The organism is Anaerostipes sp. MSJ-23, from assembly GCF_018918155.1.
Taxonomy (GTDB): Bacteria; Bacillota; Clostridia; order Lachnospirales; family Lachnospiraceae; genus Anaerostipes.
This window is the reverse complement of the sequence record NZ_JAHLPY010000015.1, coordinates 25,824-52,638: the sequence shown is the minus strand read 5'-3', so window position 1 is coordinate 52,638 and position 26,815 is coordinate 25,824. Positions and strand designations below refer to the sequence as shown.

Below are 26,815 nucleotides of genomic sequence, written 5' to 3'. Positions count from 1 at the left end.
TGCAACAATGCATGAGCGCTTTTTTTCAAAGGAGGGATTTTTCATGGATGTATACGAAATGCTGGAAGAATTGCAAGAAAAAGCATTGCATGATGAAACGATCAAGCAAGCATTATTAGAAACAAGAAAAGAAAAAGAACCAATTATCGCTTTCTGTAAACAATGTCAGGAATTAGGATATGAAATCTATCCGATGGAACTGATCAATGCCGGAGAAGAATTTTATGCAACTATGCGAAGAAGCACCAATGGCGGAGGCGAAAATTCACCAAAACTTAGCGGTGAAGATGATATGTATGAATTATTTATGACAGCAATTGAAAGAGGACATGAGTTTTAATAACAATATATAGGAAGAACTTGACGCAAGAAATAAACTTTGTTAAAATACCACTCAGTGAGAAAATCAAATAAGATAGGGCATTGTATTCACAGTGCTACGGTTGGACATCCATAATCCATTGCAAACAGGGATTATGGATGTTTTTTAAACTATGACAATTTTATTCAGAAAGGAGTTTTATGGAAAACTATTTATTTGAGAAAATGGATGTGCCAAAAGCCTATATGAAACTGGCATTGCCAGTGGTATTAAGCATGATTGTATCCCTTGTTTATAATATGGTAGATACATATTTTATTGCATTAACAGGTGTACAGGAACTGGTGGCAGGTGTATCCTTGGTTGCACCAATGTTTACTTTGATGATTGCATTTGGAGATATTTTCGGACTTGGGGGAAGTTCCGTGATTTCAAGATTACTTGGAGAGAAGAAAGACAAAGAGGCGAAAAAGACATGTGCATTCTGTATCTGGATTTCGATTGTATTTGGAATAAGCATCAGTGTCCTTTTATTACTGTTTCGTACACAAATTTTAGGAATTCTTGGAGTAAGTAAGGAAACATATCCATATGCAAATGACTATTACACATGGATCGCGATCGGAGCATTTGCAGTGATTTTCAGCATGGTACCAAGTAATATTTTACGAACAGAAGGGCTGGCAGTTCAGTCTATGGCTGGATCAATCATAGGATCGATTGTAAATATTATTTTTGACCCGATCTTCATTTTTGGATTCCACCAAGGGGCAGCAGGAGCTGCTATGGCAACGGTCCTTGGGAATATTATTGCAGATATTTACTATGTATATGCAATAATTAAAAAGTCAAAAAGATTATCTTGTTCACCTTCTAACATGAAGGTTACAGGAAGAAGAATCAAAGATATCCTGATGATCGGAATTCCAGCATCTATCACAAATATCATGCAGACCTTTATGATGATCATGACAAATCATTTTCTTCTGCCATATGGAACAGATAAGGTCGCAGCGATGGGAATCGCTTTAAAAGTTAATATGATCACAGCCCTTATTTTAGTCGGATTTGCGTTTGGAGGACAACCATTGGTCGGATATAATTATGGTGCAAAAAATGAAAAAAGACTCAAAGAAATCTTGAAATTCGCATATTTGTTTGAAATAGGACTTGGGTTATTATTTACGATCATCATGTGTGTATTTGCACCACAAATTATAAAAGTATTTATGGACAAACCGGACATCATAACCAATGGAGCCATGATGTTAAGATTTCAACAGATGGGAATGACATTTATGTCTGTTATCTTAATTTCAACCTGTGTCTGCCAGGCAGTTGGAAATGCAGGAGGAGCCTTTGTACTATCCATTAGCCGACAGGGAGTGTTATATGTAGTGGTACTTCTGATCATGTCAAATCTATTTGGATATACAGGAGTTTTGATATCACAGGCATGTTCTGATGTAGTTACTGCATTGATCGCAGCAGGCATTATGCTAAAGATAATGAAAAAAATTACAAATAAATAAACAAAAAGCTGACTCTTATTTTATCTCTATGTTTTTTCCATATCGATAAAATAAGAGTTTTTCTATATGTTAAAAATTTATAAGAAAAGCATTGACAAGTTACCAATCGTTAACTATAATAAAGCTACCAAGTGGTAATCAGGCAGAAAGGGAAGGCAGATATGAGAAGAAAAGAAAGAGAAGTGAAAGATACAAAAGAGATCAAAGCAATCTTAGAAAGGGCAGATGTGTTAAGGCTTGCATTGAACAACGGAGTTTACCCATATGTGATTCCAGTTAATTTCGGATTTACAATGGAAGCTGATCAACTGATTTTATTTTTTCATGGAGCAAAAGAAGGAACAAAGAATCAGCTAATCGAGAAAGATCCGCATGTGACCTTTGAGGTTGATGGTGGACATCAGCTGATACAGCCCGAAGGGGAAGAATCCTGTACGGCAAGTTTTGCATATGAAAGCGTGATCGGTCATGGAATTGTAGAGGAAGCAGCGGAAGAAGAAAAGGAAAAATTACTGACATTGCTTCTTGCACACTATGGAATAGATTTAAAGAAGTTTCATTCGGGACTTTTCGCCAGCACGGCTGTATATAAGATTAAAGTTGAAAGCTATACAGCAAAACACAGAATCTAAGTTTGTTCATTGACAGAAGGAAAGATATATGAATACAAAGGAACGAATTCTGCAGGAAGCCTTAAAACTTTTTGCACAGAAAGGTTATATGGCGACTTCTATGAATGATATTGCGAAGCAGTTAGGGATCACAAAACCAGCATTATATAAACATTATACAAACAAACAAGCAATTTTTGATAGTATTATCAAACGAATGAATCAGTTAGACGAAGAACGGGCCAAAGAATATGAGATGCCAGAAGGTACGATAGACGAGGTGGCACAAAAATATGCACAGACATCACTTGAGAAGATTAAGATATACAGTGAAGCTCAGTTTTTACACTGGACGGAAGATCCATTTGCAAGTGCATTCAGAAGAATGCTGACCTTAGAACAGTACCGAAGTCAAGAGATGCAGCAGTTATATCATCAGTATTTATGTGGTGGACCGGTGATATATATGGCAGATCTATTCCGTTCTATGACGGGAAGAGACGAGGACGCAATGGAACTGGCTTTGGATTTTTATTCTCCGATGTTTTTGTTATACAACATGTATGATGCAGCAGATTCAGCAAAGAAGAAAAAAGAAATTATGGATTGGCTGAAAAAACATATTGATCGCTTTTCAGAAGATCTGAAGAAAACAATGAAATTATAAAGTCAGAGAAAGAAGGTTCAGACATGATATTTCATGAAAATGATCAGCATAAACCACTTTTATGTCCATTGTGCGGCAAAAAGACAAGGCTAAAGTTAAGACAAGATACGGAATTAAAAAATTTCTTATTATTCTGCTCGAAATGTAAACAAGAAACATTAGTCGATGTTAAAGACTTTCAGATTACAGAAATTTTATAAAAAAAGGTAAGAAACAGCGAGACGCAAAGACGCAGTACTGAAGATAGCAAAATCAGATACTGCGTTTTTATTTTTTATAATGTTAGGAGGAAAATAAGTATGATAAAAGCAATTGTATATACATCAAATACAGGAACAACAAAAGAATATGCCAGATTATTAGGAGAAACAACAGCACTTCCATATTACTCACTGGATGAAGCAGGTAAAAAATTAAAAAAGCAAACAGAGATCATTTATCTAGGGTGGTTGATGGCGGGGACGATCAAAGGATATAAGAAAGCAAAGAAAAACTATAAAATCTGTGCAGTCTATGGTGTTGGAATGGGAAGAGCAGGAACACAGGTAGAAGAAATCACGAAGAAAGCAAAGATACCAAAAGGAATCAAAGTCTTTACGTTACAAGGTGGATTTGATCTTAAGAAACTTACAGGGGCATATAAATTTGCGATGAATGCAATGGTGAAAGTGTCAGGAAAGGCATTACAAAAGAAAGTGGATAAAACAGAAGAGGAAGAAGAAATGTTAGATATGATGCTGCATGGTGGAAACAAGGTTTGTATTCAAAATTTAAAAGAAATATTGGATTGGTATAAAGAATAAAATCAAGTAAATGGAGGAAAGAGATCTTTGTTTTTATTTACATATGGATTATTGATTTGCTGTTTTTTGACAACTAGAGATGGATTGGATAAAACAATTCAGTATACAATGGATGGCAGTGGTGCATCAGGAATTTTTCAGTTGGTAAGTGTGCCCAATATTGTTGGATGTATTGGTGCAGCAATGATTCTAATTTCAGGAATTGCCGTCATTTTCGCTAAAAGACAGCATATCAAAGAAATCTTGTTTTTTGCAATGTCATCTGGAGCTATGCTTAAGATGATCACGATAGAAGAAAAAATTAAAACTTCCAGGATAGTTAGTTTAAGTTGACAGATAAATACAAACGGAATAAAATAAATGTGTTTATTGATAAACGCATTTATTTTATTTGAAAAGGAAGGAAGATGAAATATGCCAGCAAAAAAACGGATTACAAAAGATATGATTTTGCAGACAGCGATGAAGATTCTGAAAAAAGATGGTATGGATGCTGTAAATATTAAGAACTTAGCAAAAGAATTGCATTGCTCTACACAGCCTGTCTATTTATCATTTAATGGAATGGATGAATTACGCGGTGAGCTTACAATACAGGCAGTGCATGAATTTGAAGATATCATGAAAGTAGAAAGTAAAGAAAATGAGGTTTGCCTTTATGGAATGGAATATATTTATTTTGCAAAGAAAGAACCGGCGTTGTTCTGTTTTTTGTTTATGAGATCAAATGCATATAATGAAATGAAAAAGATGCTGTCACCGATCATAGAACATTCCATTGACAAACTAATGAAAGAATATAAGATCCATCACGAAGAAGCGGATCAGCTCCATGATCATTTATGGATGCACACTCACGGAATCGCAGCGATGATCGCAACTAGTTTTTGTGACTGGAATCTTGAGAAAGTACAACTTATGCTTGTACAGAGCAAGGAAGCTTTCACGAAGAAATATGAGGTATAGATGATGTTTTCAAATAAAGATTTAAGGAATCTTATATTTCCTCTGTTTGTCGAACAGTTCCTTTTGATGTTTGTAGGAATCGCAGATACGTTTGTTGTCAGTTTTTCGAGTGAAGCAGATGTATCTGGTGTTTTATTAGTAACTTCATTTAATACAGTTTTAATTTTTTTGTTTACAGCACTATCTTCTGGTGGGGCGGTTATTATCAGTCAATATATCGGAAGTAAAAAAGAAAAGGAAGCATCACAGACAGCAAGTCAGCTGTTACTTATTTCGATTGTGATCTCTGTTGTTCTTTGCACATTGATCTTAATCTTTCGACATTCATTATTAAGCTTACTGTTTGGAAAGATTGAACCAAAAGTTATGGATGCCTGCGAGATTTATCTGGTGATTACAACATTTTCACTGCCCTTTCTTGCAATCTATGATGCGGGGGCAGCTTTGTGTAGGAGCATGGGAAAGACAAATATAACCATGTATATTTCCACAGTGACAAATGTGATCAATGTGATTGGAAATTGTATCGGAGTTTTCGTGTTACATCTTGGGGCAGCAGGACCTATCCATCACTGATCACAAGGCTTTTATCAGCGTTGATCGTTACATGGTATTGTTTTAGCAAAAAGTTATCGGTTCATTATCATGTAAAAGATATTTGGAAATGGAATGGAGATCTACAAAAGAAGATCATGGGGATTGCGTTGCCAAATGGAGTTGAAAACGGAGTTCATCAGCTGGTAAAAGTAGCATTATCCAGCATGGTAGCACTCTTTGGAACTTACCAGATTGCAGCCAATGGGGTAGCGCAAAGTATCTGGTCACTAGCATCAATCATGGGACTTGCAATGGCGCCGGTTTATACGACCGTCATCGGACAATGCATGGGAGCAAGAGATATTGATGCACCGAATTTCTATTTTAAGAAATTAAATAAGATTACACTTGTATTGTCTATCTTATGGAATGCCTTGATCTTTGTGATTACACCATTGATCGTTCGTTATTCTGCAATCTCAGCACAGGCAAAATCATTGGTCATCTGGCCGGTATTGATCAATAATATCTTTAATGGAATCGCCTATCCATTTGCAGGGTCTCTTGGAAATGGATAGGCGATGTCAAGTTCACCATGATCGCATCCATTTCACTGACGATTGCGGCAAGATTATTTTTCTCAGTACTCTTTGGTTTGGCCTTTGGATGGGGAGTGATTGGAGTTGCGATTGGTATGAGTATGGATCTGGTTTTTCGAGGAATACTTTTTATTTGGAGATACCGTTCTCAGAAATGGACAGAGTTTCATTTAATTTAGGAAAATTTTATAAAATCTTGACTTTTTATATTTACTATGATATTGTGACATTAATATCCCATCTTTGACAGTTGGAAAGGAATAAAGCACCCAAAAAGCTCGTAAATCAGGGTTTTCTGGATGCTTTTTATTTTGCAGCGATTTGTGCTGTTTTACTTGTTTTCTTTCTTAATTGCTTTTGTCTGTTTGATGATATTTCTCATGGATGCTTTTGTGATAAATTCATAGTCTGTTCGAAATCCAAAAGTTTTATGGAGATCATCCGTTAGTTCAGTTCTTGTATAAGATGGGATGTAACCGCTGGCTGTATTTAATAACGTCATATTCATAGAATGGAGAGTTTCTATGATCTGGTTGGAAGTATAGGTATTTCCTAGTTTCTTCTCTAAAAGGCGGTAGAGCAGAAGGCTTATATAGCATGTCATAAAATGTGCTTTGATACGATCTTCTCTTCTTACATACACAGGATGAGCTTCAAAATCTGTTTTCATGATCCTGAAATTCTCTTCAATCTCCCATCGCTGTTTATTGATATTTATGATCTCACGGATATCACCTTCCAGATTTGTGATCACAGCATAAAATCCATCATACATTTCTTCTTTTTTGATCTGTTCCAGATCGATATCATATACTTTTTTCTCTGCGATCTCGCCATCCGGTGTTACGGATGTTTTTTTGACAAAACGCATGGGATCATTCTGATTTTTCCCTTTATGTTTTCGGCCAGGTGTTTCAATGATCTTTTTTGCACGTTCGATCTGACGGGAACGGATCTTTCGCTGATAAGCTTTATATTTCGGAGAATAAGTGATGATCAGATTTTCATCCATGTTTCCAGTGACAACAGGGATTTCTTTATAGTAGATGGAATTGAACACATCATCATCTTCTTCGTCAAGTGTCCGGAAAAGTGAAAGAAAAGAAAAACGTATGGAATCAGGATGTAAAAAAGAAAGAAACCTATGCAATGTTTATTTCTAAGAAACATGGAGTGAAAATGACAATATTTACAATTCATCGTATTCATGGAATGATTTCTGAGGAAGAAATGGATCAAAAGATTCCAATGATGCAATATGTGGGATATTATGGAGGATGTACTTACGGAATTGAATATGGAGAAATTCAAAATAAAGGTAAAAATCGTGAATTTTCAGATATTTTAAATAAAGATATGAAGAATCTAAAATTTTACTTTGAATATGTAAAATAGTAAAGAAATGAAACTTCTGGTGCAACATAAAAGAAAGCGAGAAAAGGCGTATGATTACCGAAAATAGAAAAAAGTATATTAACAGATTAGAAATATCGAAGGGAAATTGTATGCGGGGACAATATCTTTTAAGACTTCAGATACCGATAAAATTTCAGTCGAAAATGTAGGAACATATGAGAAGTTGGGATTGGACAGATCAACATAGATTATGTGGCAGAAGTGTAAAAGCCAACGTATAAAATCATATTTTTCAGGAAATAATACCATTATTATTTTCATAAGAAGGATGTGACAAAAATTGAAAAATCGTTTATGCATTGAGAACGTCATCGGAAGGGAAATCTTAGACTCCAGAGGAAATCCAACGGTAGAAGTTGATGTACTTTTAGAAAATGGGGCCTTAGGAAGAGCCATTGTTCCTTCCGGTGCTTCCACAGGAAAATACGAGGCATTAGAACTAAGAGACCGAGAAAAAAGATACAGAGGATTAGGGGTTGAAACAGCGGTTAACCATGTCAATCACAAGATTGCAGATCGCCTCATCGGGAAAAATGCACTCAATCAAATTGAAATCGATCAGATTATGATAGAGGCAGATGGGACATCAAATAAAGAACGATTTGGGGCGAATGCGATTCTTGGAGCTTCTCTTGCGACAGCGAGGGCAGCGGCCAATGGCCTTAATCTGCCATTATACCAATATCTTGGAGGCAGTTTTGCATCAAAACTCCCCATTCCAATGATGAACATATTAAATGGAGGAAAACACGCAGATAATACTGTCGATTTTCAGGAATTTATGATTGCACCAGTAGGAGCAGATTCCTTCAAAGACGCCTTAATGATGGGAACCGACGTGTATCATACATTAAAAGATATTCTGAAAAAAGATCATTTCAGTACTGGAGTTGGAGATGAAGGAGGTTTCGCACCGAACCTTGAAAGCCCTGAGCAAGCATTGGATCTCTTGGTTCGAGCAATCGAAATGGCAGGATATAAGACCAAAGAAGAGATTGCGATTGCTATGGATTGTGCAGCTTCTGAAATTTATAATGAAGATGAGGATATTTATTATTTTACTGGTGAAAGTCGGATGAGTGGCAAAGAAATTCGAAGAAATTCAGAAGAAATGATTCAGTATTATGAGAAATTAGTAGAACAGTATCCGATTTTTTCTATTGAAGATGGGCTGAATGAAGAAGATATTCCGGGATGGAAGGTGCTTACGTATCGGTTAGGAAAGAAAATATTCTTGGTTGGGGATGACCTTTTTGTTACCAATGTAAAGAGGTTAAGAGAAGGGATCAAAGAAGAGATCGCTAATACGATTTTAATTAAACCGAATCAGATTGGAACATTAACGGAAACATTAGATACGATTGAAACGGCAAAAAATGCCGGATATCATACAATTATTTCACATCGTTCTGGAGAAACAGAAGATACAACAATTGCGGATCTTGCAGTTGGAGTAAACAGCGGATTAATCAAAACAGGAGCGCCTTGCCGTTCAGACCGGGTGGCAAAATATAATCAGTTGCTTCGAATAGAAGAAGAGCTTGGAAACTGTAGACGTTATGGATTGTATGAATCATGAAAAATCATTGTAAAGCTTTTTGAGTTTCCCTTGCATCCATTGACATTGTATGATAAAATGTTTCACAGTGAGTAGAAAAAATTAGGAGGCATATCGTGAAAACGGCATTAACTGTAGTATTTATCATAGCGTCAATTTTATTAATTATATTAGTATTAATGCAAGAGGGAAAAGAAGCAGGATTAGGTTCTCTGACAGGGGCAACTGAATCTGGAACTTACTGGAGCAAGAACAAAGGTCGTTCGAAAGAAGGAACATTGATTCGTATTACAACAGTACTTACAATTATTTTCTTTGTAACAGCAGCAATTCTTTGTTCCAAATTTATTTAATGAAGGAAAAGGAGACACTTCTTAAAACTTGTTTTTAAGGAGTGTCTTATTTATTAGGAGAGAAAAATGGCAGATAAAAAGAGATTAGAGAGAAAAAAGAAAATTCGGGCGCTGATTTATGATAAACATTATCAGCCAATGAAACAAAAAGAAATTGGATACCTAATGCAGGTAGATCCAGATGAAAGAGAAGAATTTGTAAGCATTTTAAATGAATTAGTTGATGAGGGAAGCATTGAAGTAACCAAACGAGGAAAATACAAACCGATGGAAAAAGAAGTGCTGAAAGGAACGTTTACATGTACACAAAAAGGGTTCGGTTTTGTTAGTGTAGAAGGGAAAAGTGAGGATTATTATATTCATGAGCGAAATATGAATGGTGCTTTCCATGAAGATACCGTTTTAATGGAAGTTCTTGATGAATCTCCAGGAAATGGTCGAAGAAAAGAAGGAAAGATTATTAAAATTTTGGAAAGAGGGATGACAACCATTGTTGGAACTCTTGATAAAAACCAAAACTTTGGATTTGTTATACCAGATAATCAGCGGTTTGATAGTGATATTTTTGTACCAAAAGAACAGTGTAATCATTTAACTAGTGGATTTAAGGTATTAGTAAAAATTACAAATTACGGAGATGAGCGTCATAGTCCGGAAGGAAAAATTGTGGAAGTTCTTGGGCATAAAGACGATCCAAGAGTAGATATTCTTTCTATTGTGAAAGCATATAATATTCCAACACAATTTGATGAAAAAGTAAAAAATCAGGTAGATACAATTCCTTCCGAAGTAGATGCTTCATTATATAGTCAAAGAAAAGACATTAGAGATTGGCCAATGGTTACCATTGATGGAGAGGATGCAAAAGATCTTGATGATGCAATTACGTTGACAAGAAAGGGAGATCATTATCTATTGGGCGTTCATATTGCAGATGTATCGGAATATGTAACTGAGTATTCACCATTAGATAAAGAAGCATTAAAAAGAGGAACAAGTGTATATCTCGTTGATCGTGTCATTCCAATGTTGCCACATCAGTTATCCAATGGAATTTGTTCATTAAATGCAGGATATGATCGTCTGGCTTTAAGTTGTATTATGGAAATTGATGCACAAGGAAAGGTTTTGGATCATGAAATTGCAGAAACCTTAATTCGCGTAAACGAGAGAATGACCTACACCAGTGTTGCAAAAATTTTAGATGGAGATGAAGAAGAAAGAAATCGTTATGAAACACTTGTACCGATGTTTGAACTTATGAGAGAATTATCTGATATTTTGAGAAAACGTCGTTATGCCAGAGGAAGTATTGATTTTGATTTTCCAGAATCTAAAATTATCTTAGATGAAAAAGGAAGACCAATAGATGTTTTCCCGCAGGTAAGAAATGCAGCAACAAAGATCATCGAAGATTTTATGTTATGTGCCAATGAAACAATTGCAGAAGACTTTTATTGGAGAGAAGTTCCATTTCTTTATCGTACGCATGATAATCCAGATGGGGAAAAAGTAGATAAACTGCAGGCATTTTTGCAAAACTTTGGTATTTATTTAAAAATCAATCGTGATGAACTTCATCCAAAGGAAGTGCAGAAACTTTTGACAAAAGTGGAAGGAACACCGGAAGAATCTTTGATTAGCCGTCTGACACTTCGTTCTATGAAGCAGGCTAAATATACGGTACAATGTTCGATGCATTTTGGATTATCTACCAGATATTATTGCCATTTCACATCACCGATTCGCCGTTATCCGGATCTTCAGATTCATCGAATTATTAAGGAAAATTTGCATGGAAAATTCACAACAAAACGGGCAGAACATTATGATGCAATTTTACCGAAAGTAGCAGAACAGACATCAAAAACTGAGCGGCGTGCGGATGAAGTAGAACGAGAAGTAGAAAAATTAAAAAAAGCAGAATATATGAAACGCCGAATTGGAGAAATTCATGAAGGAATTATTTCAAGCATTACAAGCTGGGGTGTTTATGTAGAACTTCCGAACACAGTAGAAGGAATGATCCATGTGTCCAAACTTCCTGGAGATTACTATTATTATGATGAAGAAACATATTCCATGATTGGGGAACATACAAATCGTCAATTAAAACTTGGAGAACATGTAAAAATAAAAGTAGCAGGTGTTGATATGCTATTAAAAACAATAGATTTTGATTTGGTAGAAGGTGAGGAGGATTACGATGGCCAAGATGAGTGGAACAAAACTGATAGCAAATAATAAAAAAGCAAGGCATGATTACTTTGTAGAAGATTCTTTTGAAGCAGGGATTGTCCTTCATGGAACGGAGGTAAAATCTTTAAGACAGGGGCATTGTAGTATCAAAGAAGCCTTTATTGATATTGAAAATGGAGAAGTAATGGTTCATCAGATGCACATCAGTCCGTATGAAAAAGGAAATATTTTTAATAAGGATCCATTGCGTGTCCGTAAACTTCTGCTTCATAAATCTGAAATTTCAAGAATTGTTGGACAAGTAAAACAAAAAGGATATACATTAATTCCTCTGAAAGTTTATTTCAAAGGAAGTCTTGTAAAAGTGCAGATTGGTCTGTGTCGTGGAAAGAAATTATATGATAAGAGACAAGATATCTCTAAGAGAGATCAATTAAGAGAAGCACAAAGAGATTTTAAAGTAAGAAATTTCGGATAATTCAAAAAATATCTTGACAACTATCAGAAAAAACAGTATAATAAGTTTTTGAGACTGGGAGAAGTTTCGGTCTCGAAAACCTATATCTGGGCTAGTACTGGTTTCGACAGGGATTTTGAAGCTTGAGGAGCCATTGGGAGGGACCACCTTACGGTACAAACTTAAATATAAACGCAGATAATAATAAATTAGCGTACGCTGCCTAGTTTTGCAGCAGTCAGCTCTGGGTCACCTACAGCCTGGAATCCTGGCTTCAAACATGTAGGACACTCGTTTGTCTAAGCTTTGCGACAGATGAAGTATTTATGAAGCTACTAAAGCAGTGATCCTGTCGGTCGGAGCATTGTAGAGGGAATGTCAAAAGATTGACTGTAATGGGAGAGCCTCAGGTGAATGGATTTTTGGACGCGGGTTCGACTCCCGCCTAGTCCATTTTTAAACCTCACGTATTTGCGTGGGGTTTTTGTTGTATATAGAGAAAGAATCAAAGAAAAAGGATAATAAGATGAAGTTAGATTTATATTCCATCTGCCGCCTAAATTCATAAAATCCCTGTTGTTGAACTGCTTTGGATAAATGTCTATTTTTCATCATTCCCTTTACATTTAGATCTTCGATACAGATAAAACTTGGTTCTCGTTTTACGATCTCTGATGTTATATGATGTAAATGATCATGACGGATATTGGTTAGTCTATGATTTAATATCAATAAAAGTTTTTCCTTTTTGATCACATTCTTCGTTTTACAGTATTCCTTTCCTTGTTTATTGTTCTCGTATGAACGAGAGATGCTACGCTGTAATCTGCGTTTTTGTTTCTCTAGTTTCTTAACTTTTTTCGTTTTATTGATGTTCTTATATTTATTGCCATCAGAACATATCGCTAAATCTTTAATCCCTAGATCAATTCCTATCCCATCATTGGAGGGAACGGTAACAGAGTCTTCGTATTCAATGCCTACTGTGATCCACCAGTTGATCCCATCATATCTAATACGGGGATTACTATAGTTACAATCCGTAGGTATCCGATTCTTTTCCGCAAGTCTGATCCAGTTTATCTTTTGCTTATTCTTCTTTTTGGAAGCAGCAAAACCCTCAATTTTTACATGCGTATCTGAAAATTGGATCTTTACATTATCTTGATAAAAAGATGGTATAGAAAATTTTCGGCTTTTGAATTTAGGAAACTTTGAACATCCTTTGAAAAATCTCTTATATGCATGACAAGCATCTTTGATCGCTTGTTTTGTTACATTATTTGAAACTTCATTTAACCAGGAATATTCCTCTGTTTTCTTTAATTGTGTGAATTCTTTTCTCAGATCACTATCCGATAGGAACTTACCACCATTTTTATAGTTTTCTTTTTCTCTTCCTAACGCCCAGTTATAAGCGAATCTGGCAGTATTGGTATATCGAAAAAGTTTTGTATTCTGTTTATTATTTGGGATCAGCATGACTCGCATTGTTTTTATCATCTTCTTCACCACCATCATCTATCAGTTCTTTTACAAGTTTTCTTGCTTTATTGGCACGTTTACCTTGTAATTTACAACTAAATACAGTTATTATCTGAACTAAATCTTCAACAAGTTCTTGTTGCTCTGTTTTTTCAGTATGATCGATGATCTCAATATCACAATCATATAGACTTGCAATATATTCAACTAATTCAAATCCAAATCGTAACAATCTGTCTTTATAAAAAACAACCACCTTGTCCACTTTATTTTGAGATATTCGTTTCATAAGTTCTTTTCTATCTAAATTAGGTTTTACATTCATAACTTGATTTAATTGCTCATGCGAATAATATCTATATCCATTGCTGGAAGTGTGATGTGGATGAAGTTTACCCTTTTTATCCCAATTCCTTAATGTTTGAGCCGATACACCTAATATTTTTGAAAATTTATTGATAGAATAATATTTACTCATAAACAAATCCTCCATATAATATTTATAATTTATTCTACCAATAAAAATTTATAAAATCCAACATATATTTATAATTTTTTATAAGATTATTTTAACAGTTAAACACCTCCAGAATACAAAAAATAATGAAAATTACATCTGTCCAAACAAAGTTTTCGAAGAATCTTCTACAGTGACTTCAGATTGAAAATTAAAATCATCAAATAAAGAAAGTTGCCGATAAGTCTGCGGATGATCGATCTCCCAGTTCTGCTTTCCATCTTCACCGATCAGCTGGCGTGTAATAAAATCTTCCTCGATCGGTATCCGGTGCATCATCTTCCCGCTGCAAGTAATAAAATACTTCGCACGTTTTAGAACAACCACCATCTTTTTTAAATGTTCAAAATTAAGAGTTCCATGTTTGCGTGCCTTCACAATACGAAACGCAGACTTTGTCCCGATTCCAGGAACACGAAGCAACACATCATAAGAAGCCCGGTTGATCTCAACCGGATAAATATCCAGATGACGAAGTGCCCAGTCACACTTTGGATCAAGCATCGTATTAAAATTCGGCCGGTCTACAGAAAGTAATTCATCTGCCTTAAATCCGTAAAACCGTAGCAGCCAGTCTGCCTGATACAGACGGTGTTCCCGAAGAAGCGGCGGTGCGGTTCCAAGAGCTGGCAGATTAGAATCCTCATTCAAAGGAACATAAGCAGAATAAAACACACGTTTCAAGTCATACTGTTGATATAATTTCTGCGTTGTCGATAAAAGCTGCAGATCACTCTCCCCAGTTGCGCCAATGATCATCTGTGTACTCTGACCGGCAGGAACAAAAGAAGCTGGTTTCCCATTATTTTGCAAACGTAAAGTATTCTTAAGAGAAGGATCTGCAAGTGTTAACGGGGAAGAACCAGTCTGAATCCGCTGATAAGGATTCTCTTGAAAGATCGTATGCTTCAAATACTTATTACTTTGAGAACGTTCCATAGAGGCATCTTTTCCGATCATCAACCGATGATCCACGATTCCATTCTGAATCTGACGAATTGGAGCAACAAGTTTCTTCGGATTCTTATGAGGAGCCAGTCTCTTAAGCCCGTCAATTGTAGGAAGTTCTAGATTCACACTCATACGATCGACAAGATATCCCATATTCGTGATCAATTCATCCGAAGTGCCAGGAATCGCTTTCACATGGATATATCCATTAAAATGGTACTTTGTACGAAGCAGATAAATCGCTTGATACATCAATTCCATCGTATAAGTCGGACTCTTCACGATCCCAGAGCTTAAAAACAATCCCTCAATATAATTTCTTCGATAAAATTCCACAACAAGTGTACAGATCTCGTCCGGAGTAAATGTTGTACGAACCCTGTCATTACTTACTCGGTTTAGACAATACTTACAATCATAAATACATTCATTGCTAAGTAAGATCTTAAGCAAAGACACACAGCGCCCATCCGAAGAAAAACTATGACAGATTCCAGCAGCCTCTGTATTCCCGAGCATTCCTTTCTTTCCACGGCGGGAAGAACCACTGGAAGTACAGGCGACATCGTATTTTGCTGCATCAGCTAAAATCTTCAATTTTTCATTTAAAGATAAATCTTTTGATGAGATTTCCATATCAGACAGTTCCTTTCGAATATATGTTCTAGTTTAACATAAATAAACGTAATTTACAAATTATATTTTGATCTGATCATCATCACATATATTTGAAAAAAACCACCACATTAGTGACTATTAAGATCATAAATGTGATGGCTTTTTTCTAGCCAAGAATCTTCTTATTCGATACAGTTGCATCCTGATAAGAATAGGACTTGGTTGTCAGAGATTCTAAAATCTGTTCAGGATGAACAATGGCATCTTCTAAAGATGTGACATAAAGCTTTTTATTACCGAAGCGGGAAGCTTCGTCGATCGCAACATCAGCAGCGATCACAATATAATCAGCTTCGTCGATCTGTTCAGGGGAAAACTTATTTTGAATTCCCATAGCTCCCTGTGTTTCCACAGAAAGATCAACACCAAGTTTCTCACCTGCCTGTTCTAGTTTCTCTGCCGCAACATAGGTTTGAACCATTCCAGTCGGGCATTTTGTTACACACAAAATTTTCATGAAATCCTCCAATCGTATGTTACTCCTTCTTGATAGTCAGTATAGCATGAGATAGTAGAAAAGGAAAAGCAGAATGATAGAAAAAATAGTTTTTGTTAAAAGTGCATAGAAATAAAGTGAAAATATTGTTAATACCGACCATAAACAACAACTTGTAAAGAGGACCATACAAGTTTTAAAATGAGAACCATAAGGAAGGAGGATGTCAAACATGGGAAAGAACAAAGGAGAAATGAAATATCACACATTAAAGGAATCACTGAAGAATGATATTTTATCTGGTGTCTATCAACCGGGAGATAAGATGCCGTCAGAGAATCAACTGGTACAGGAATATGATCTTAGCCGCCATACCGTACGTAAAGCGCTGTCAATTCTGGAAGAAGAAGGTTATATCATTGCAGTTCATGGAAAGGGAACGTTTTGTACAGAACGGGCACTTCATAAAAAGGAATCAAAGAACATTGCAGTGGTTACAACCTATATTTCTGATTATATATTCCCTAGATTGATCCAGGGAATCAACAGTGTTCTTTCCAAAGATGGATACAGCATTATTTTTAAGACAACAGAAAATAGCAGACGAGGAGAGACAGCATGTCTTGAAGATATTCTTACAAAAGATATTGATGGCTTGATCATTGAGCCAAGTAAAAGTGAGATTGTATGCAGACATCCAAAACTTTATGAGAACCTTGATAAATATGAAATTCCCTACATTTTCATTCATGGAGTCTATGAGGAGATGAAAGACAAACCCCACATTCTTATGGACGACTGTAAAGGAGGTTATCTGCTTACAAAATATCTGATCGATATGGGACATCAACATATCGCAGGAGTTTTTAAAGCAGATGATCATCAAGGAAGAGAACGACATAAAGGTTATGTGAGGGCACTTCAGGAAGCAGGATATCAATATGATCCAGATATGGTTGTCTGGTTTCATACAGAAGATCGTCAGACGAAACCAGTAACATCAGTTGTTCAGATGATAAAGGATCAAAGAAAGATGGATGCAGTTGTCTGTTACAATGACCAGATCGCATTTTCGATCATTGGAGGATTGCATCAGATTGGTGTTTCAATTCCAGAAGACTTGTCGATTACAGGATATGATAATTCAATGCTTGCACATCAGCATCCACTTTCTCTAACGACCATTGCTCATCCACAGGAAAAACTTGGCAAGATGGCAGGACAGTTGTTGCTAGAAAAGATACAAGGTGGATCAGACAAAGATATGAAAACAGAGTATTTGATCGAACCGAAATTGGTGATCGGAAACTCATGTAAAAATAGGAATCAAGAATAGATATAAAACTGGGAGGCAGAAAAATGGAACTTAGAAAGAATTACAAATTTTGGTTTGCAACAGGATCACAGGATTTATATGGAGATGAATGTTTAAGTCATGTGGCAAAACATGCACAGATCATTGTGCAGAATTTCAATGAAAGTGGTATCTTACCATTTGAAGTTGTATGGAAACCGACATTAATTGATAGTACTTCGATCAGAAGAACATTTGAAGAAGCAAATGCAGATGAAGAATGTGCCGGTGTCATCACATGGATGCACACATTCTCCCCAGCAAAATCATGGATCGCAGGATTACAGGCATTTAAGAAACCATTATTACATCTTCACACACAGTTTAATGAAGAAATCCCATATGACACGATTGATATGGATTTTATGAATGAAAACCAGTCAGCACATGGTGACAGGGAATTTGGACATATCGTAACAAGAATGGGAATCCCAAGAGAAGTTGTTGTTGGATATTATGAATCAAAAGAAGTGAAAGAAAAGATCGCATCTTGGATGAGAAGTGCGATCGGAATGGTGGAAAGTAAAAATATCCGTGTGGTAAGGATTGCGGATAATATGAGAAATGTTGCGGTTACAGAAGGTGATAAAGTCGAAGCACAGATTAAATTTGGATGGGAGATCGATGCATATCCAGTCAATGAAGTTGTAGATTATGTCAATGCAGTCAGCAAAGGTGATATTGATGCACTGACACAGTTATATTATGAAAAATACAATCTTTTATTAGAGGGCAGAGATCCAATCGAATTTAAGAAACATGTAGAGGTACAGGCAGGAATCGAGATCGGACTGGAAAAATTCTTAAAAGACCATGATTATCAGGCAGTTGTTACACACTTTGGCGATCTTGGTGGATTAAAACAGCTTCCAGGACTTGCGATTCAGAGATTAATGGAAAAAGGTTATGGATTTGGTGCAGAAGGTGACTGGAAGACAGCAGCAATGGTACGACTGATGAAAGTTATGACAGCAGGAAAGAAAGATGCCAAAGGAACATCATTTATGGAAGATTATACATACAATTTTGTTCCGGGAAAAGAGGGTATCTTAGAAGCTCATATGTTGGAAGTATGCCCAACGATCGCGGATGGTCCTGTTTCAATCAAAGTAAATTCATTATCCATGGGAGATCGTGAAGATCCTGCAAGACTTGTATTTACGGCAAAAGAAGGAGAAGGAATAGCCACTTCTTTGATCGATCTTGGACATCGTTTCCGTCTGATCATTAATAAAGTGGATTGCAAAAAGACAGAAAAACCAATGCCAGAGCTTCCAGTAGCTACGGCATTCTGGACACCAAAACCAGATCTTTATAAAGGAGCAGAGGCATGGATATTAGCTGGTGGAGCACATCATACAGCATTTTCTTATGATCTTAGTGTAGATCAGATGGTTGCATGGGCAGAGGCTATGGGAATAGAGAGTGTTGTCATTGATGAGAATACAGATATCAGAACATTAAAGAATGAATTAAGATGGAATGAAGTAGTTTATCGTTAGAAAATGGAGGTAGTACCATGGAAACAAAGCAAATGATCGCAGATGGAAAAACAGCATTGGGAATCGAATTTGGATCAACAAGGATCAAAGTTGTACTGATCGACAAAGATCATCATCCGATTGCATCCGGAAGCCATGACTGGGAAAATCGTCTGGAGAATAATATATGGACTTATACATTAGAAGACATCTGGAGTGGACTACAAGACAGTTACCAAAACTTGGTAAACGACGTGAAAGAAAAATATGATATTACACTAACTAAGGTTGGAAGTATCGGATTTAGTGCGATGATGCATGGATATATGGCATTTGATAAAGATGGAGAATTGTTAGTGCCATTCCGAACATGGAGAAATACAATGACAGAAGAAGCTTCTGAGAAATTAACGGAAGCATTTTCTTATCACATTCCTCAAAGATGGAGTATCGCACATCTGTATCAGGCAATTTTAAAAGAAGAAGAACATGTAAAAGATATTGATTATCTGACAACACTGGCAGGATATGTCCATTGGAAATTAACAGGTGAAAAGGTGCTCGGTGTTGGAGAAGCGTCTGGAATGTTCCCAATCGATATCGAAACAAAAGATTATAACCAGACGATGATCAAGACATTTGACAACCTGATCAAAGATAAAAAATTTGGATGGAAATTAGAAAATATCTTACCAAAAGTTTTAATAGCTGGAGATAAAGCGGGTATCTTAAGCGAAGAAGGAGCAAAATTATTAGATCCATCTGGTAATCTGGAAGCTGGAATTCCTTTATGTCCTCCAGAAGGAGATGCAGGAACTGGAATGGTTGCGACAAACAGCGTGACAAGAAAAACAGGAAATGTATCTGCAGGAACAAGTGTTTTTGCAATGATTGTTTTAGAGAAAGAATTAAAGAAAGTTTATGATGAGATCGATCTTGTCACAACGCCATCAGGTGATCTTGTGGGTATGGTACATTGTAATAACTGTACATCAGATCTGAATGCATGGGTCAACTTATTTAAAGAATTTGCACAGAACTTTGGTGTGGAAGATGTAGATATGGATCAGCTTTATGGAACTCTTTACAATAAAGCATTAGAAGGTGACAAGGATTGTGGTGGATTACTTGCATACAACTATTTCTCAGGAGAACATATCACAGGATTTGAAGAAGGAAGGCCATTATTTGTAAGAAAACCAGATAGTAATTTTAATCTTGCAAACTTTATGAGAGTTCATCTATACACAGCACTTGGAGCTTTGAAGACGGGGCTTGATATCTTGATGAAGGAAGAAGATGTCAAAGTTGATAAAATGCTGGGACATGGTGGATTATTCAAAACAGAAGGTGTTGGACAAAAGATCATGGCAGCAGCTGTGAATGCACCAGTATCAGTTATGAAAACAGCTGGAGAAGGTGGTGCATGGGGAATGGCGATCCTTGCAGCCTATATGCTGGATAAAGCAGAAGATGAGACACTTGATACCTATCTTTCTGACAAAGTATTTGCAGGGGAAGAAGGTACAACGATCGCTCCAGATGAAAAAGATGTAGAAGGTTTTGATGAATTTATCAAACGATATCAAAAAGGTCTTGCACTTGAACGAGTTGCAGTTGATGTGATGTAAAAAGGAGACGAAAGATGTTAGAGCAATTAAAAAAAGAAGTCTATGAAGCAAATATGGAACTTCCTAAAAGAGGTCTGATCACATATACATGGGGAAATGTCAGCGGAATTGATAGAGAAAGTGGTTTATTTGTTATTAAACCAAGTAGTGTGGATTATGATAAACTTTCTCCAGAAGATATGGTTGTCATGGATCTTGATGGAAACAGAGTGGAAGGAGATTTAAATCCATCTTCTGATACACCAACGCATATTGAATTATATAAAGCATTCAAAGATTTAGGAGGAATTGTACATACACATTCCCCATGGGCAACATCATGGGCACAGGCGGGGAGAAGTATTCCATGCTATGGAACAACACATGCAGATTACTTCTATGGAGAAATTCCATGTGCAAGAAGTCTCACAAAAGAAGAAATTGAAGAAGCCTATGAGAAGAATACAGGATTGGTGATCATTGAGACATTTAAAGATAAGGATCCAGTTTATGTTCCAGGAGTACTTTGTACAAATCATGGACCATTTACATGGGGAGCTGATGCAGCCGAGGCAGTTCATAATGCCGTTGTCTTAGAAGAAGTCGCAAAGATGGCATACCGTTGCGAGCATTTAAATCCAGAAGCAAAGCCAGCACCACAATATCTGCAGGATAAACATTTCTTCAGAAAACATGGGGCAAATGCTTACTATGGCCAAGGCAAATAATGAAAATGGATCAATAAAGATATCAGATAAAATTTAAAAGAAAGTGTTGTAAAATGATGAAAGTAAAAATGATCGAAAAAAGACAAAATGGAGTCTGCTTATTTGAATTACAAAATGATGAGATAAAAGTGATCACGAGTAACCTTGGTTGTCATATTTTATCTGTGTTCACAAAAGACAGAGATGGAAATTATGGAGATGTCGTTCTTGGATATCAAGATGTGGAAGATTGTCATAAAGATGATAAATTTTTAGGATGTATCATCGGACGTGTTGCAAACAGAATTGCAAATGGAGAGTTTCAGTTGAATGGAAAGACCTATAAACTTGCAGTAAATTCCGGACCGAATACGCTTCATGGTGGTATAAATGGATTTAATCAGAAGATTTTTAACTATGAGATCTTAGAAGATGGAGTCCGTTTTATCTATCTTTCTCCAGATATGGAAGAAGGATTTCCGGGAAATCTTTATTTAAAGATCGTATATCGTCTATCTGGAAATGAATTAAAGATGGAATATGAAGCAGTGTCAGATCAGGATACATTGATCAATATAGCCAATCATTCATTTTTTAATCTTTCAGCAAAAGACAGTAAGATCTATGATCATCAATTGATGATCAAATCAGATCAGATTGCATGTGCAGATGAGAATGGTCTTCCAACAGGTGAGTTTTTGGATGTAGAGAATACACCATTTGATTTTAAAAGTTTTCATGAGATTGGAGAACGGATTCATGATGATGATGAACAGTTGAGATTTGTTGGAGGCTATGATCATTGTTTTATGCTAAAGGATGAGAAAGATCAGGCAGTCTTATATGATAAAGAAAGTGGACGAAAATTAACGATCACGACAACACTTCCATGTATGCAACTGTATGCAGGAAACTTTCTGGCAGAAGGAAGTGATGGTAAATTTGGAAAACCATATGAGAACAGAGATGGTGTTGCATTAGAACCACAATTCTTGCCTAATTCTATGAATATAGAGAAAAAGCCAAGAGTTATCTTAAGAAAAGGCGAAGAGTATGAAGCAGTGACAACATACCGATTTGAAACAGAATAATATAGATTGAAATAAAAAAATAAGAATCATATCCATACAATATCCCCTTCCCTTTTTATTTGTATGGATATGTTCTTGTTTATTTCTGGAAGATAATTCTATAAGAGAGTATAATAATATTTTAGAAAAGAGGAAGGTAATATGATCAAAGTATTTTTAGTAGAAGATGAAAAGATCATTCGTGAGAGCATAAAGAATAACGTAAAATGGGAAGAAAATGGTTTTGAATTTGCGGGAGAAGCACCAGATGGTGAGATGGCTCTTCCAATGATCGAAAAACTACATCCAGATATCGTGATCACAGATATCAAGATGCCATTTATGGATGGACTTGAATTAAGTGATATCTTAAAGAAAAAAATGCCCAAAATACAGATCATCATACTTTCTGGATATGGGGAGTTTGACTATGCAAAAGAAGCGATCAAGATCGGTGTAACAGATTATCTGACCAAACCAGTAACTGGTGAGCAGTTATTAGAAGCACTAAATAAAGTAAAACAAAAGCTTGATAAGAAAAAAAGACAGGAAGAAGATATAAAAAAATTACAAAAAAATATAAAAACACAAATGAAAAATATGAGATATCAATTTTTCGGGAATCTGATTCGTGGAAAGATATCTGTATCTAAATTAATGGAACAAGGGAATGAACTTGGAATAGATCTTATGGCACCGGCATACAATTTTATGTTATTTAAAATATTTTCAAAGAATGAGAATGATACAGAGGCAGTATATGATCTTCGCACCAAAGAAGATGCGATCGTAGAAGAAGTAAGCAGCCAGTTTGAAAATATGATTGTTTTTCACCGTGTAACAGAGGGCTATGTTTTAATGATCAAGGCACAGAATACAGAGGAAACCATACAAGTGGCAAAAGATTATGTTGCAGCATTGACAAAGCGTATGAAAAAAGAGAAAGAACTACAATGGTTTGCAGGGATTGGACATGCAGTGGAACGATTACATAACCTTTCGGAATCTTACGACAGTGCAAGCAAGGCTTTTGCATACCAGTATCAGTCTTCTGGGAATGAAGCGGTGTTTTTTGATAAATTAGATAATGAAAAGATAGAAAGAGCAGAAGATCTGCAGCAAGTAGATTTTACCAAAGTAAATTCAGAATCGCTGGAAGAGTTTTTGAAAAATGGAAAAGAAGAAGCTGTACATTTATTTGTAGAGGATTATACCAAGACATTAGGAAAATCTAATATGGATTCCTTTATGTTTTGTCAGTATATGCTGATCAATATACAGGTAGGTGTTATGAAATTCGTTGAGAAAATGGGAGTTGAGAAAGCAAATATCGATCGCACGTTTAAGGATTACAAACAACAGATCGCTGCAGTTTCAACAGGAGAGAAAGCAGCGGAGTATATCGAAGAACTTATCATACAAGCGATCAGAATGCGAAATGAAAGATTAGGGAAGAAACATTCTTCATTGATAACGGAGGCAAAAGAATTTATTGTGAAAAATTATCAAGAAGAAACATTATCGTTGAGTGATGTTGCAGATCAGGTTGGATTAAGCAGCAGTCATTTTAGTACAACGTTTAAACAAGAAACAGGGAAATCTTTTGTGGAATTTTTGACATCAGTCAGAATGGATAAAGCAAAAGAAATGCTTTGTTTTACAGATATGAAAGCATCACAGATCAGCTATGAAGTGGGATATAAGGATCCACATTACTTTAGCTACCTGTTTAAAAAAACGCAAGGATGTACTCCAAGTGAATATAGATCAAGGAGGATGTAATGAAAAAATATGTGAGAGAATCTATTGCTCGATTTCGGCAGTTCTCAATAGAAAAAAAACTAAAATGGTTAAGGATGGTCGTGATAATTCCTGCGTTAGTGGGGATTATCACGCTTCTTGTTATCATGATAAATTTTAATGAAAGCTATAATGAGGCAGTAAAAAACGTATCAGTAGCCAGCAAGTTTAATTTCTCATTTTCAGAAGATATGGATTATAAAATGTATCGTATTGTTATCGGTGCAGAGAGTTTTGATGCGATGAAACCATATGAGGAGATTAAGGAAGCGAAGGAGCTGGTAAAGGAACTGAATAAAAATGCTGTAACAGATGAAAGTAAATTAAGAACGAGACAGATAGGAAAACTGTTGGATAATCTGAAGATTTCCATTAAAGAAATTGAACACTCAGATCTAAAAAACGATTATATGGAAAATAATCAGAGATTAAGATTAAATGTGAATGTATTTACAGAGATCATTAAAGAAAAAGTATCCGAATACATTTACTATGAGATTGGGAATATGGAGAGTATGCGTGTAAAACTGGAAAAAGAAATCATGCATACGATCACGATCACATTGATCGCTGTGCTGTTTTTGTCTCTGATAACATGGAAATTATCGAAATTGATTTCGCAAAGCATTAGTTATCCAGTCAGACAATTATGTGAGATGACAAAGGAAGTGGCGCAGGGAAATTTTGATGTACATGGACCTCAAAATACAACAGAAGAGCTGCAGATCTTAACAAATAATTTCGAACATATGGCACAAAAGGTAGAGAGATTGATCGAAGATGTAAAAGTAGAACAACAAAATCTTCGAAAAAAAGAGATGCAGTTACTACAAGAGCAAATTAATCCACATTTCCTTTATAATACATTGGACACGATCATGTGGCTTGCCATTGATCATCAGGATGACAAAGTGGTAGAAATGGTAGCTGCCTTGTCTGGCTTTTTCCGTACAAGTTTAAGTCACGGAGAAGATAAGATATCGATCAGGGAAGAATTAGAGCATGTTGAAAATTATTTAAAGATACAACAATTAAGATACGGGGATATTATGGAATATTCTATTGATGTCCCAGATGAGATCAAGAAAAATGATATTGTAAAGATCACTTTACAGCCATTAGTAGAAAATGCATTATATCATGGATTGAAAAAACAAAGAGAAAAAGGAATGATAAAGATTTCCAGTGTAGATGATGAAAATAATATATTCCTGATCGTTGAAGATAATGGAGTTGGTATGCAGCCTGAGCAGGTAGTTCAGATCAATAAAGAAATGTATGAAGATATATGGGTAAACAGGACAACAGGGTTTGGAATTGCAAATGTAAATCGGCGGATTAAATTATATTATGGAGAAGAATATGGGTTGATCCTTGAAAGTGAACCAGATATTGGAACTAAGGTGATCGTAGTTGTACCGAAGACTAGACAAGCAGAGAAAAAATAATCAAAAATCAAAAAAATTCAAACCATTATCAAAAAAAATCAAACTTTAAACAGACAAGATAAAAATTTCATAAAATAATCCACCGAATGCAAAAGAAATTGCATTGAAAGAAATACAATTTCAAGTAAAATATAACTTGTAATTAAGGAAAACGAAAAAATCAAAAAAGAAAAAGGAGGAAATCATAATGAGAAGAAGTATTAAGAAGGTGGCTGCAGGTTTACTTGCAACAATGATGATCGGAACAATGCTTACTGGTTGTGGTGGAGGAAACAAGAAAGACAGTGCTTCTTCAAAGAAGGAAACTTCAGAGATCAACATCGGATTTTCACAGGTTGGAGCTGAGAGTGATTGGCGTGTAGCGAATACAAAGTCTATGAAATCTGCATTAACAGCAAAGAACGGATTTAAATTATCATTTGCAGATGCTCAGCAGAAACAGGAAAATCAGACAAAAGCGGTCAGAGAATTTATCACACAGGGTGTTGATGTGATCGCAATCGCACCTGTAACAGAAACAGGTTGGGAAACAGTTTTAAAAGAAGCAAAGAAAGCTGACATCCCAGTTATCACAGTTGACCGTCAGATCAAAACTTCTGATGATTCACTGATCACAGCATGGGTTGGATCAGACTTCAAAAAAGAAGGTGTGAAAGCGGCTGAATGGTTAATTAAAGAAAAGGGAAAAGAAAAAGGTGACGTAAACATTGCTGTATTACAGGGAACGATTGGTTCTTCTGCAGAAATCGGACGTACAAAAGGATTTAAAGAAGGAATCAAAGATCAGAAAAACTTCAAGATCATTGCTTCTCAGACAGGAGAATTTACACAGGCAAAAGGTCAGGAAGTTATGGAATCTTTCTTAAAACAGAACAAAGACATTGATGTTGTAGTAGCACAGAATGATAACATGGCATTCGGAGCAATCGATGCATTAAAAGCAGCAGGAAAAACACCTGGTAAAGACGTAACGATCATTTCTTTCGATGCGATCAAAGCAGCATTAAAGAAAGTTCAGTCTGGAGAGATCAATGCTGAATTTGAATGTAACCCACTTCATGGACCTCGTGTAGCTGAATTAGCTAAGAAGATCATGAAAGGTGAAAAAGTAGATAAGATCCAGTATGTAGATGAGCAGGTATTTACAAAAGATAATACTACAAAAGAAGTTATTAACAAACGTGCATATTAATAAACATTGTTGAAAATCCCCTTAAGTATACACATGTAACTATTAACAATCGCACTACAAATAAAG

General features: G+C 35.8%; 28 protein-coding genes, 1 other RNA gene and 1 pseudogene. 25 read left to right on the top strand and 5 right to left on the bottom strand.

The window, feature by feature from the left end; genetic code table 11:
• The first annotated feature begins 43 nt into the window (after window positions 1-43).
• The 11 genes from KQI71_RS09680 (at window position 44) to KQI71_RS12545 (ending at window position 6,216) form a co-directional block, all read left to right on the top strand.
• Window positions 44-340: a hypothetical protein gene (locus KQI71_RS09680; protein WP_216435759.1), complete on the top strand. Its 297-nt coding sequence runs from the start codon at window positions 44-46 to the stop codon at window positions 338-340.
• 182 nt (window positions 341-522) lie between these two features.
• On the top strand, window positions 523-1,854 hold the full coding sequence (locus tag KQI71_RS09675; protein ID WP_216435756.1) for an MATE family efflux transporter: 1,332 nt from the start codon (window positions 523-525) through the stop codon (window positions 1,852-1,854).
• Between the two features lie 161 nt (window positions 1,855-2,015).
• Window positions 2,016-2,486, top strand: a complete 471-nt coding sequence (locus tag KQI71_RS09670) for a pyridoxamine 5'-phosphate oxidase family protein (RefSeq protein WP_216435755.1) — start codon at window positions 2,016-2,018, stop codon at window positions 2,484-2,486.
• 28 nt (window positions 2,487-2,514) lie between these two features.
• Window positions 2,515-3,132 carry a TetR/AcrR family transcriptional regulator gene (locus KQI71_RS09665; RefSeq protein ID WP_216435753.1) on the top strand — a complete coding sequence of 206 codons (618 nt, stop codon included), beginning with the start codon at window positions 2,515-2,517 and terminating at the stop codon, window positions 3,130-3,132.
• Window positions 3,133-3,155: 23 nt separating this feature from the next.
• Complete coding sequence (locus KQI71_RS09660) at window positions 3,156-3,332, top strand: cysteine-rich KTR domain-containing protein (RefSeq protein ID WP_216435751.1); 177 nt, start codon at window positions 3,156-3,158, stop codon at window positions 3,330-3,332.
• A gap of 99 nt (window positions 3,333-3,431) precedes the next feature.
• Complete coding sequence (locus KQI71_RS09655) at window positions 3,432-3,935, top strand: hypothetical protein (RefSeq protein ID WP_216435749.1); 504 nt, start codon at window positions 3,432-3,434, stop codon at window positions 3,933-3,935.
• Window positions 3,936-3,962: 27 nt separating this feature from the next.
• Window positions 3,963-4,268, top strand: a complete 306-nt coding sequence (locus KQI71_RS09650; protein ID WP_216435747.1) for a hypothetical protein — start codon at window positions 3,963-3,965, stop codon at window positions 4,266-4,268.
• An 81-nt stretch (window positions 4,269-4,349) separates the two neighbouring features.
• Window positions 4,350-4,901, top strand: coding sequence for a TetR/AcrR family transcriptional regulator (locus tag KQI71_RS09645; RefSeq protein ID WP_216435745.1), 552 nt, complete (start codon window positions 4,350-4,352; stop codon window positions 4,899-4,901).
• On the top strand, window positions 4,902-5,477 hold the full coding sequence (locus tag KQI71_RS12555; RefSeq protein ID WP_253288023.1) for an MATE family efflux transporter: 576 nt from the start codon (window positions 4,902-4,904) through the stop codon (window positions 5,475-5,477).
• The gene (locus tag KQI71_RS12550) at window positions 5,423-6,016 is read left to right on the top strand and encodes an MATE family efflux transporter (protein WP_253288022.1); all 594 of its coding nucleotides are present in this window, start codon (window positions 5,423-5,425) and stop codon (window positions 6,014-6,016) included. The genes KQI71_RS12555 and KQI71_RS12550 overlap by 55 nt, the downstream gene beginning before the upstream one ends.
• 17 nt (window positions 6,017-6,033) lie before the next feature.
• Window positions 6,034-6,216 carry a hypothetical protein gene (locus KQI71_RS12545; RefSeq protein WP_253288021.1) on the top strand — a complete coding sequence of 61 codons (183 nt, stop codon included), beginning with the start codon at window positions 6,034-6,036 and terminating at the stop codon, window positions 6,214-6,216.
• Window positions 6,217-6,368: 152 nt separating this feature from the next.
• Here KQI71_RS12545 and KQI71_RS09635 read toward each other — a convergent pair.
• A pseudogene (locus KQI71_RS09635) lies at window positions 6,369-7,124 on the bottom strand (IS1634 family transposase); the annotation flags it as partial.
• A gap of 5 nt (window positions 7,125-7,129) precedes the next feature.
• On the opposite strand from KQI71_RS09635, the gene KQI71_RS09630 reads away from it, so the two are divergent.
• The 6 genes from KQI71_RS09630 (at window position 7,130) to ssrA (ending at window position 12,476) form a co-directional block, all read left to right on the top strand.
• Complete coding sequence (locus tag KQI71_RS09630; protein ID WP_216435773.1) at window positions 7,130-7,432, top strand: hypothetical protein; 303 nt, start codon at window positions 7,130-7,132, stop codon at window positions 7,430-7,432.
• A 301-nt stretch (window positions 7,433-7,733) separates the two neighbouring features.
• Window positions 7,734-9,032 (top strand): phosphopyruvate hydratase, encoded by a 1,299-nt coding sequence (eno, locus tag KQI71_RS09625; RefSeq protein ID WP_216435744.1) that lies wholly within the window; start codon window positions 7,734-7,736, stop codon window positions 9,030-9,032.
• A 95-nt stretch (window positions 9,033-9,127) separates the two neighbouring features.
• On the top strand, window positions 9,128-9,364 hold the full coding sequence (gene secG / locus KQI71_RS09620) for a preprotein translocase subunit SecG (protein ID WP_216435742.1): 237 nt from the start codon (window positions 9,128-9,130) through the stop codon (window positions 9,362-9,364).
• A gap of 66 nt (window positions 9,365-9,430) precedes the next feature.
• A complete protein-coding gene (gene rnr / locus KQI71_RS09615) occupies window positions 9,431-11,608 on the top strand; it encodes a ribonuclease R (RefSeq protein ID WP_216435740.1) in 2,178 nt (725 codons plus the stop codon).
• Window positions 11,571-12,041, top strand: coding sequence for an SsrA-binding protein SmpB (smpB, locus tag KQI71_RS09610; RefSeq protein ID WP_216435738.1), 471 nt, complete (start codon window positions 11,571-11,573; stop codon window positions 12,039-12,041). The genes rnr and smpB overlap by 38 nt, the downstream gene beginning before the upstream one ends.
• A gap of 88 nt (window positions 12,042-12,129) precedes the next feature.
• Window positions 12,130-12,476: a transfer-messenger RNA gene (ssrA, locus tag KQI71_RS09605) on the top strand.
• Here ssrA and KQI71_RS09600 read toward each other — a convergent pair.
• The 4 genes from KQI71_RS09600 to KQI71_RS09585 form a co-directional block, all read right to left on the bottom strand.
• Window positions 12,477-13,523, bottom strand: a complete 1,047-nt coding sequence (locus KQI71_RS09600; RefSeq protein ID WP_253288020.1) for an RNA-guided endonuclease InsQ/TnpB family protein — start codon at window positions 13,521-13,523, stop codon at window positions 12,477-12,479.
• On the bottom strand, window positions 13,486-13,983 hold the full coding sequence (locus KQI71_RS09595) for a MerR family DNA-binding transcriptional regulator (protein WP_216435736.1): 498 nt from the start codon (window positions 13,981-13,983) through the stop codon (window positions 13,486-13,488). The genes KQI71_RS09600 and KQI71_RS09595 overlap by 38 nt, the downstream gene beginning before the upstream one ends.
• A gap of 132 nt (window positions 13,984-14,115) precedes the next feature.
• Window positions 14,116-15,609 carry a putative DNA modification/repair radical SAM protein gene (locus tag KQI71_RS09590; protein ID WP_216435734.1) on the bottom strand — a complete coding sequence of 498 codons (1,494 nt, stop codon included), beginning with the start codon at window positions 15,607-15,609 and terminating at the stop codon, window positions 14,116-14,118.
• A gap of 148 nt (window positions 15,610-15,757) precedes the next feature.
• Window positions 15,758-16,108, bottom strand: a complete 351-nt coding sequence (locus KQI71_RS09585; RefSeq protein ID WP_216435732.1) for a PTS fructose transporter subunit IIB — start codon at window positions 16,106-16,108, stop codon at window positions 15,758-15,760.
• A 211-nt stretch (window positions 16,109-16,319) separates the two neighbouring features.
• Between KQI71_RS09585 and KQI71_RS09580 the strand changes: the two genes are divergently transcribed.
• From KQI71_RS09580 to KQI71_RS09545, 8 genes are all read left to right on the top strand, one after another.
• Complete coding sequence (locus KQI71_RS09580) at window positions 16,320-17,423, top strand: GntR family transcriptional regulator (protein ID WP_216435731.1); 1,104 nt, start codon at window positions 16,320-16,322, stop codon at window positions 17,421-17,423.
• A 23-nt stretch (window positions 17,424-17,446) separates the two neighbouring features.
• Window positions 17,447-18,943 (top strand): L-arabinose isomerase, encoded by a 1,497-nt coding sequence (gene araA, locus KQI71_RS09575; RefSeq protein ID WP_216435730.1) that lies wholly within the window; start codon window positions 17,447-17,449, stop codon window positions 18,941-18,943.
• 17 nt (window positions 18,944-18,960) lie between these two features.
• Window positions 18,961-20,553: a xylulokinase gene (locus KQI71_RS09570; RefSeq protein WP_216435729.1), complete on the top strand. Its 1,593-nt coding sequence runs from the start codon at window positions 18,961-18,963 to the stop codon at window positions 20,551-20,553.
• 14 nt (window positions 20,554-20,567) lie between these two features.
• Complete coding sequence (locus KQI71_RS09565) at window positions 20,568-21,260, top strand: L-ribulose-5-phosphate 4-epimerase (protein ID WP_216435728.1); 693 nt, start codon at window positions 20,568-20,570, stop codon at window positions 21,258-21,260.
• Window positions 21,261-21,313: 53 nt separating this feature from the next.
• Window positions 21,314-22,330, top strand: coding sequence for an aldose epimerase family protein (locus tag KQI71_RS09560; protein ID WP_216435727.1), 1,017 nt, complete (start codon window positions 21,314-21,316; stop codon window positions 22,328-22,330).
• A 141-nt stretch (window positions 22,331-22,471) separates the two neighbouring features.
• A complete protein-coding gene (locus tag KQI71_RS09555) occupies window positions 22,472-24,091 on the top strand; it encodes a response regulator (protein ID WP_216435725.1) in 1,620 nt (539 codons plus the stop codon).
• Entirely contained in the window at window positions 24,091-25,557 is a 1,467-nt protein-coding gene (locus KQI71_RS09550) for a sensor histidine kinase (protein WP_216435723.1), read from the top strand. The genes KQI71_RS09555 and KQI71_RS09550 overlap by 1 nt, the downstream gene beginning before the upstream one ends.
• Before the next feature lie 187 nt (window positions 25,558-25,744).
• Window positions 25,745-26,749, top strand: coding sequence for an ABC transporter substrate-binding protein (locus KQI71_RS09545; RefSeq protein WP_216435721.1), 1,005 nt, complete (start codon window positions 25,745-25,747; stop codon window positions 26,747-26,749).
• The last annotated feature ends 66 nt before the right edge of the window (window positions 26,750-26,815 follow it).

Coding starts and splice junctions, on each gene's coding strand:
- KQI71_RS09680 (WP_216435759.1), top strand. CDS start 44: ATGGATGTATACGAAATGCTGGAAGAATTGCAAGAAAAAGCATTGCAT.
- KQI71_RS09675 (WP_216435756.1), top strand. CDS start 523: ATGGAAAACTATTTATTTGAGAAAATGGATGTGCCAAAAGCCTATATG.
- KQI71_RS09670 (WP_216435755.1), top strand. CDS start 2,016: ATGAGAAGAAAAGAAAGAGAAGTGAAAGATACAAAAGAGATCAAAGCA.
- KQI71_RS09665 (WP_216435753.1), top strand. CDS start 2,515: ATGAATACAAAGGAACGAATTCTGCAGGAAGCCTTAAAACTTTTTGCA.
- KQI71_RS09660 (WP_216435751.1), top strand. CDS start 3,156: ATGATATTTCATGAAAATGATCAGCATAAACCACTTTTATGTCCATTG.
- KQI71_RS09655 (WP_216435749.1), top strand. CDS start 3,432: ATGATAAAAGCAATTGTATATACATCAAATACAGGAACAACAAAAGAA.
- KQI71_RS09645 (WP_216435745.1), top strand. CDS start 4,350: ATGCCAGCAAAAAAACGGATTACAAAAGATATGATTTTGCAGACAGCG.
- KQI71_RS12555 (WP_253288023.1), top strand. CDS start 4,902: ATGATGTTTTCAAATAAAGATTTAAGGAATCTTATATTTCCTCTGTTT.
- KQI71_RS12545 (WP_253288021.1), top strand. CDS start 6,034: ATGATCGCATCCATTTCACTGACGATTGCGGCAAGATTATTTTTCTCA.
- rnr (WP_216435740.1), top strand. CDS start 9,431: ATGGCAGATAAAAAGAGATTAGAGAGAAAAAAGAAAATTCGGGCGCTG.
- smpB (WP_216435738.1), top strand. CDS start 11,571: ATGGCCAAGATGAGTGGAACAAAACTGATAGCAAATAATAAAAAAGCA.
- KQI71_RS09600 (WP_253288020.1), bottom strand. CDS start 13,523: ATGATAAAAACAATGCGAGTCATGCTGATCCCAAATAATAAACAGAAT.
- KQI71_RS09595 (WP_216435736.1), bottom strand. CDS start 13,983: ATGAGTAAATATTATTCTATCAATAAATTTTCAAAAATATTAGGTGTA.
- KQI71_RS09590 (WP_216435734.1), bottom strand. CDS start 15,609: ATGGAAATCTCATCAAAAGATTTATCTTTAAATGAAAAATTGAAGATT.
- KQI71_RS09585 (WP_216435732.1), bottom strand. CDS start 16,108: ATGAAAATTTTGTGTGTAACAAAATGCCCGACTGGAATGGTTCAAACC.
- KQI71_RS09580 (WP_216435731.1), top strand. CDS start 16,320: ATGGGAAAGAACAAAGGAGAAATGAAATATCACACATTAAAGGAATCA.
- araA (WP_216435730.1), top strand. CDS start 17,447: ATGGAACTTAGAAAGAATTACAAATTTTGGTTTGCAACAGGATCACAG.
- KQI71_RS09570 (WP_216435729.1), top strand. CDS start 18,961: ATGGAAACAAAGCAAATGATCGCAGATGGAAAAACAGCATTGGGAATC.
- KQI71_RS09565 (WP_216435728.1), top strand. CDS start 20,568: ATGTTAGAGCAATTAAAAAAAGAAGTCTATGAAGCAAATATGGAACTT.
- KQI71_RS09560 (WP_216435727.1), top strand. CDS start 21,314: ATGATGAAAGTAAAAATGATCGAAAAAAGACAAAATGGAGTCTGCTTA.
- KQI71_RS09555 (WP_216435725.1), top strand. CDS start 22,472: ATGATCAAAGTATTTTTAGTAGAAGATGAAAAGATCATTCGTGAGAGC.
- KQI71_RS09550 (WP_216435723.1), top strand. CDS start 24,091: ATGAAAAAATATGTGAGAGAATCTATTGCTCGATTTCGGCAGTTCTCA.
- KQI71_RS09545 (WP_216435721.1), top strand. CDS start 25,745: ATGAGAAGAAGTATTAAGAAGGTGGCTGCAGGTTTACTTGCAACAATG.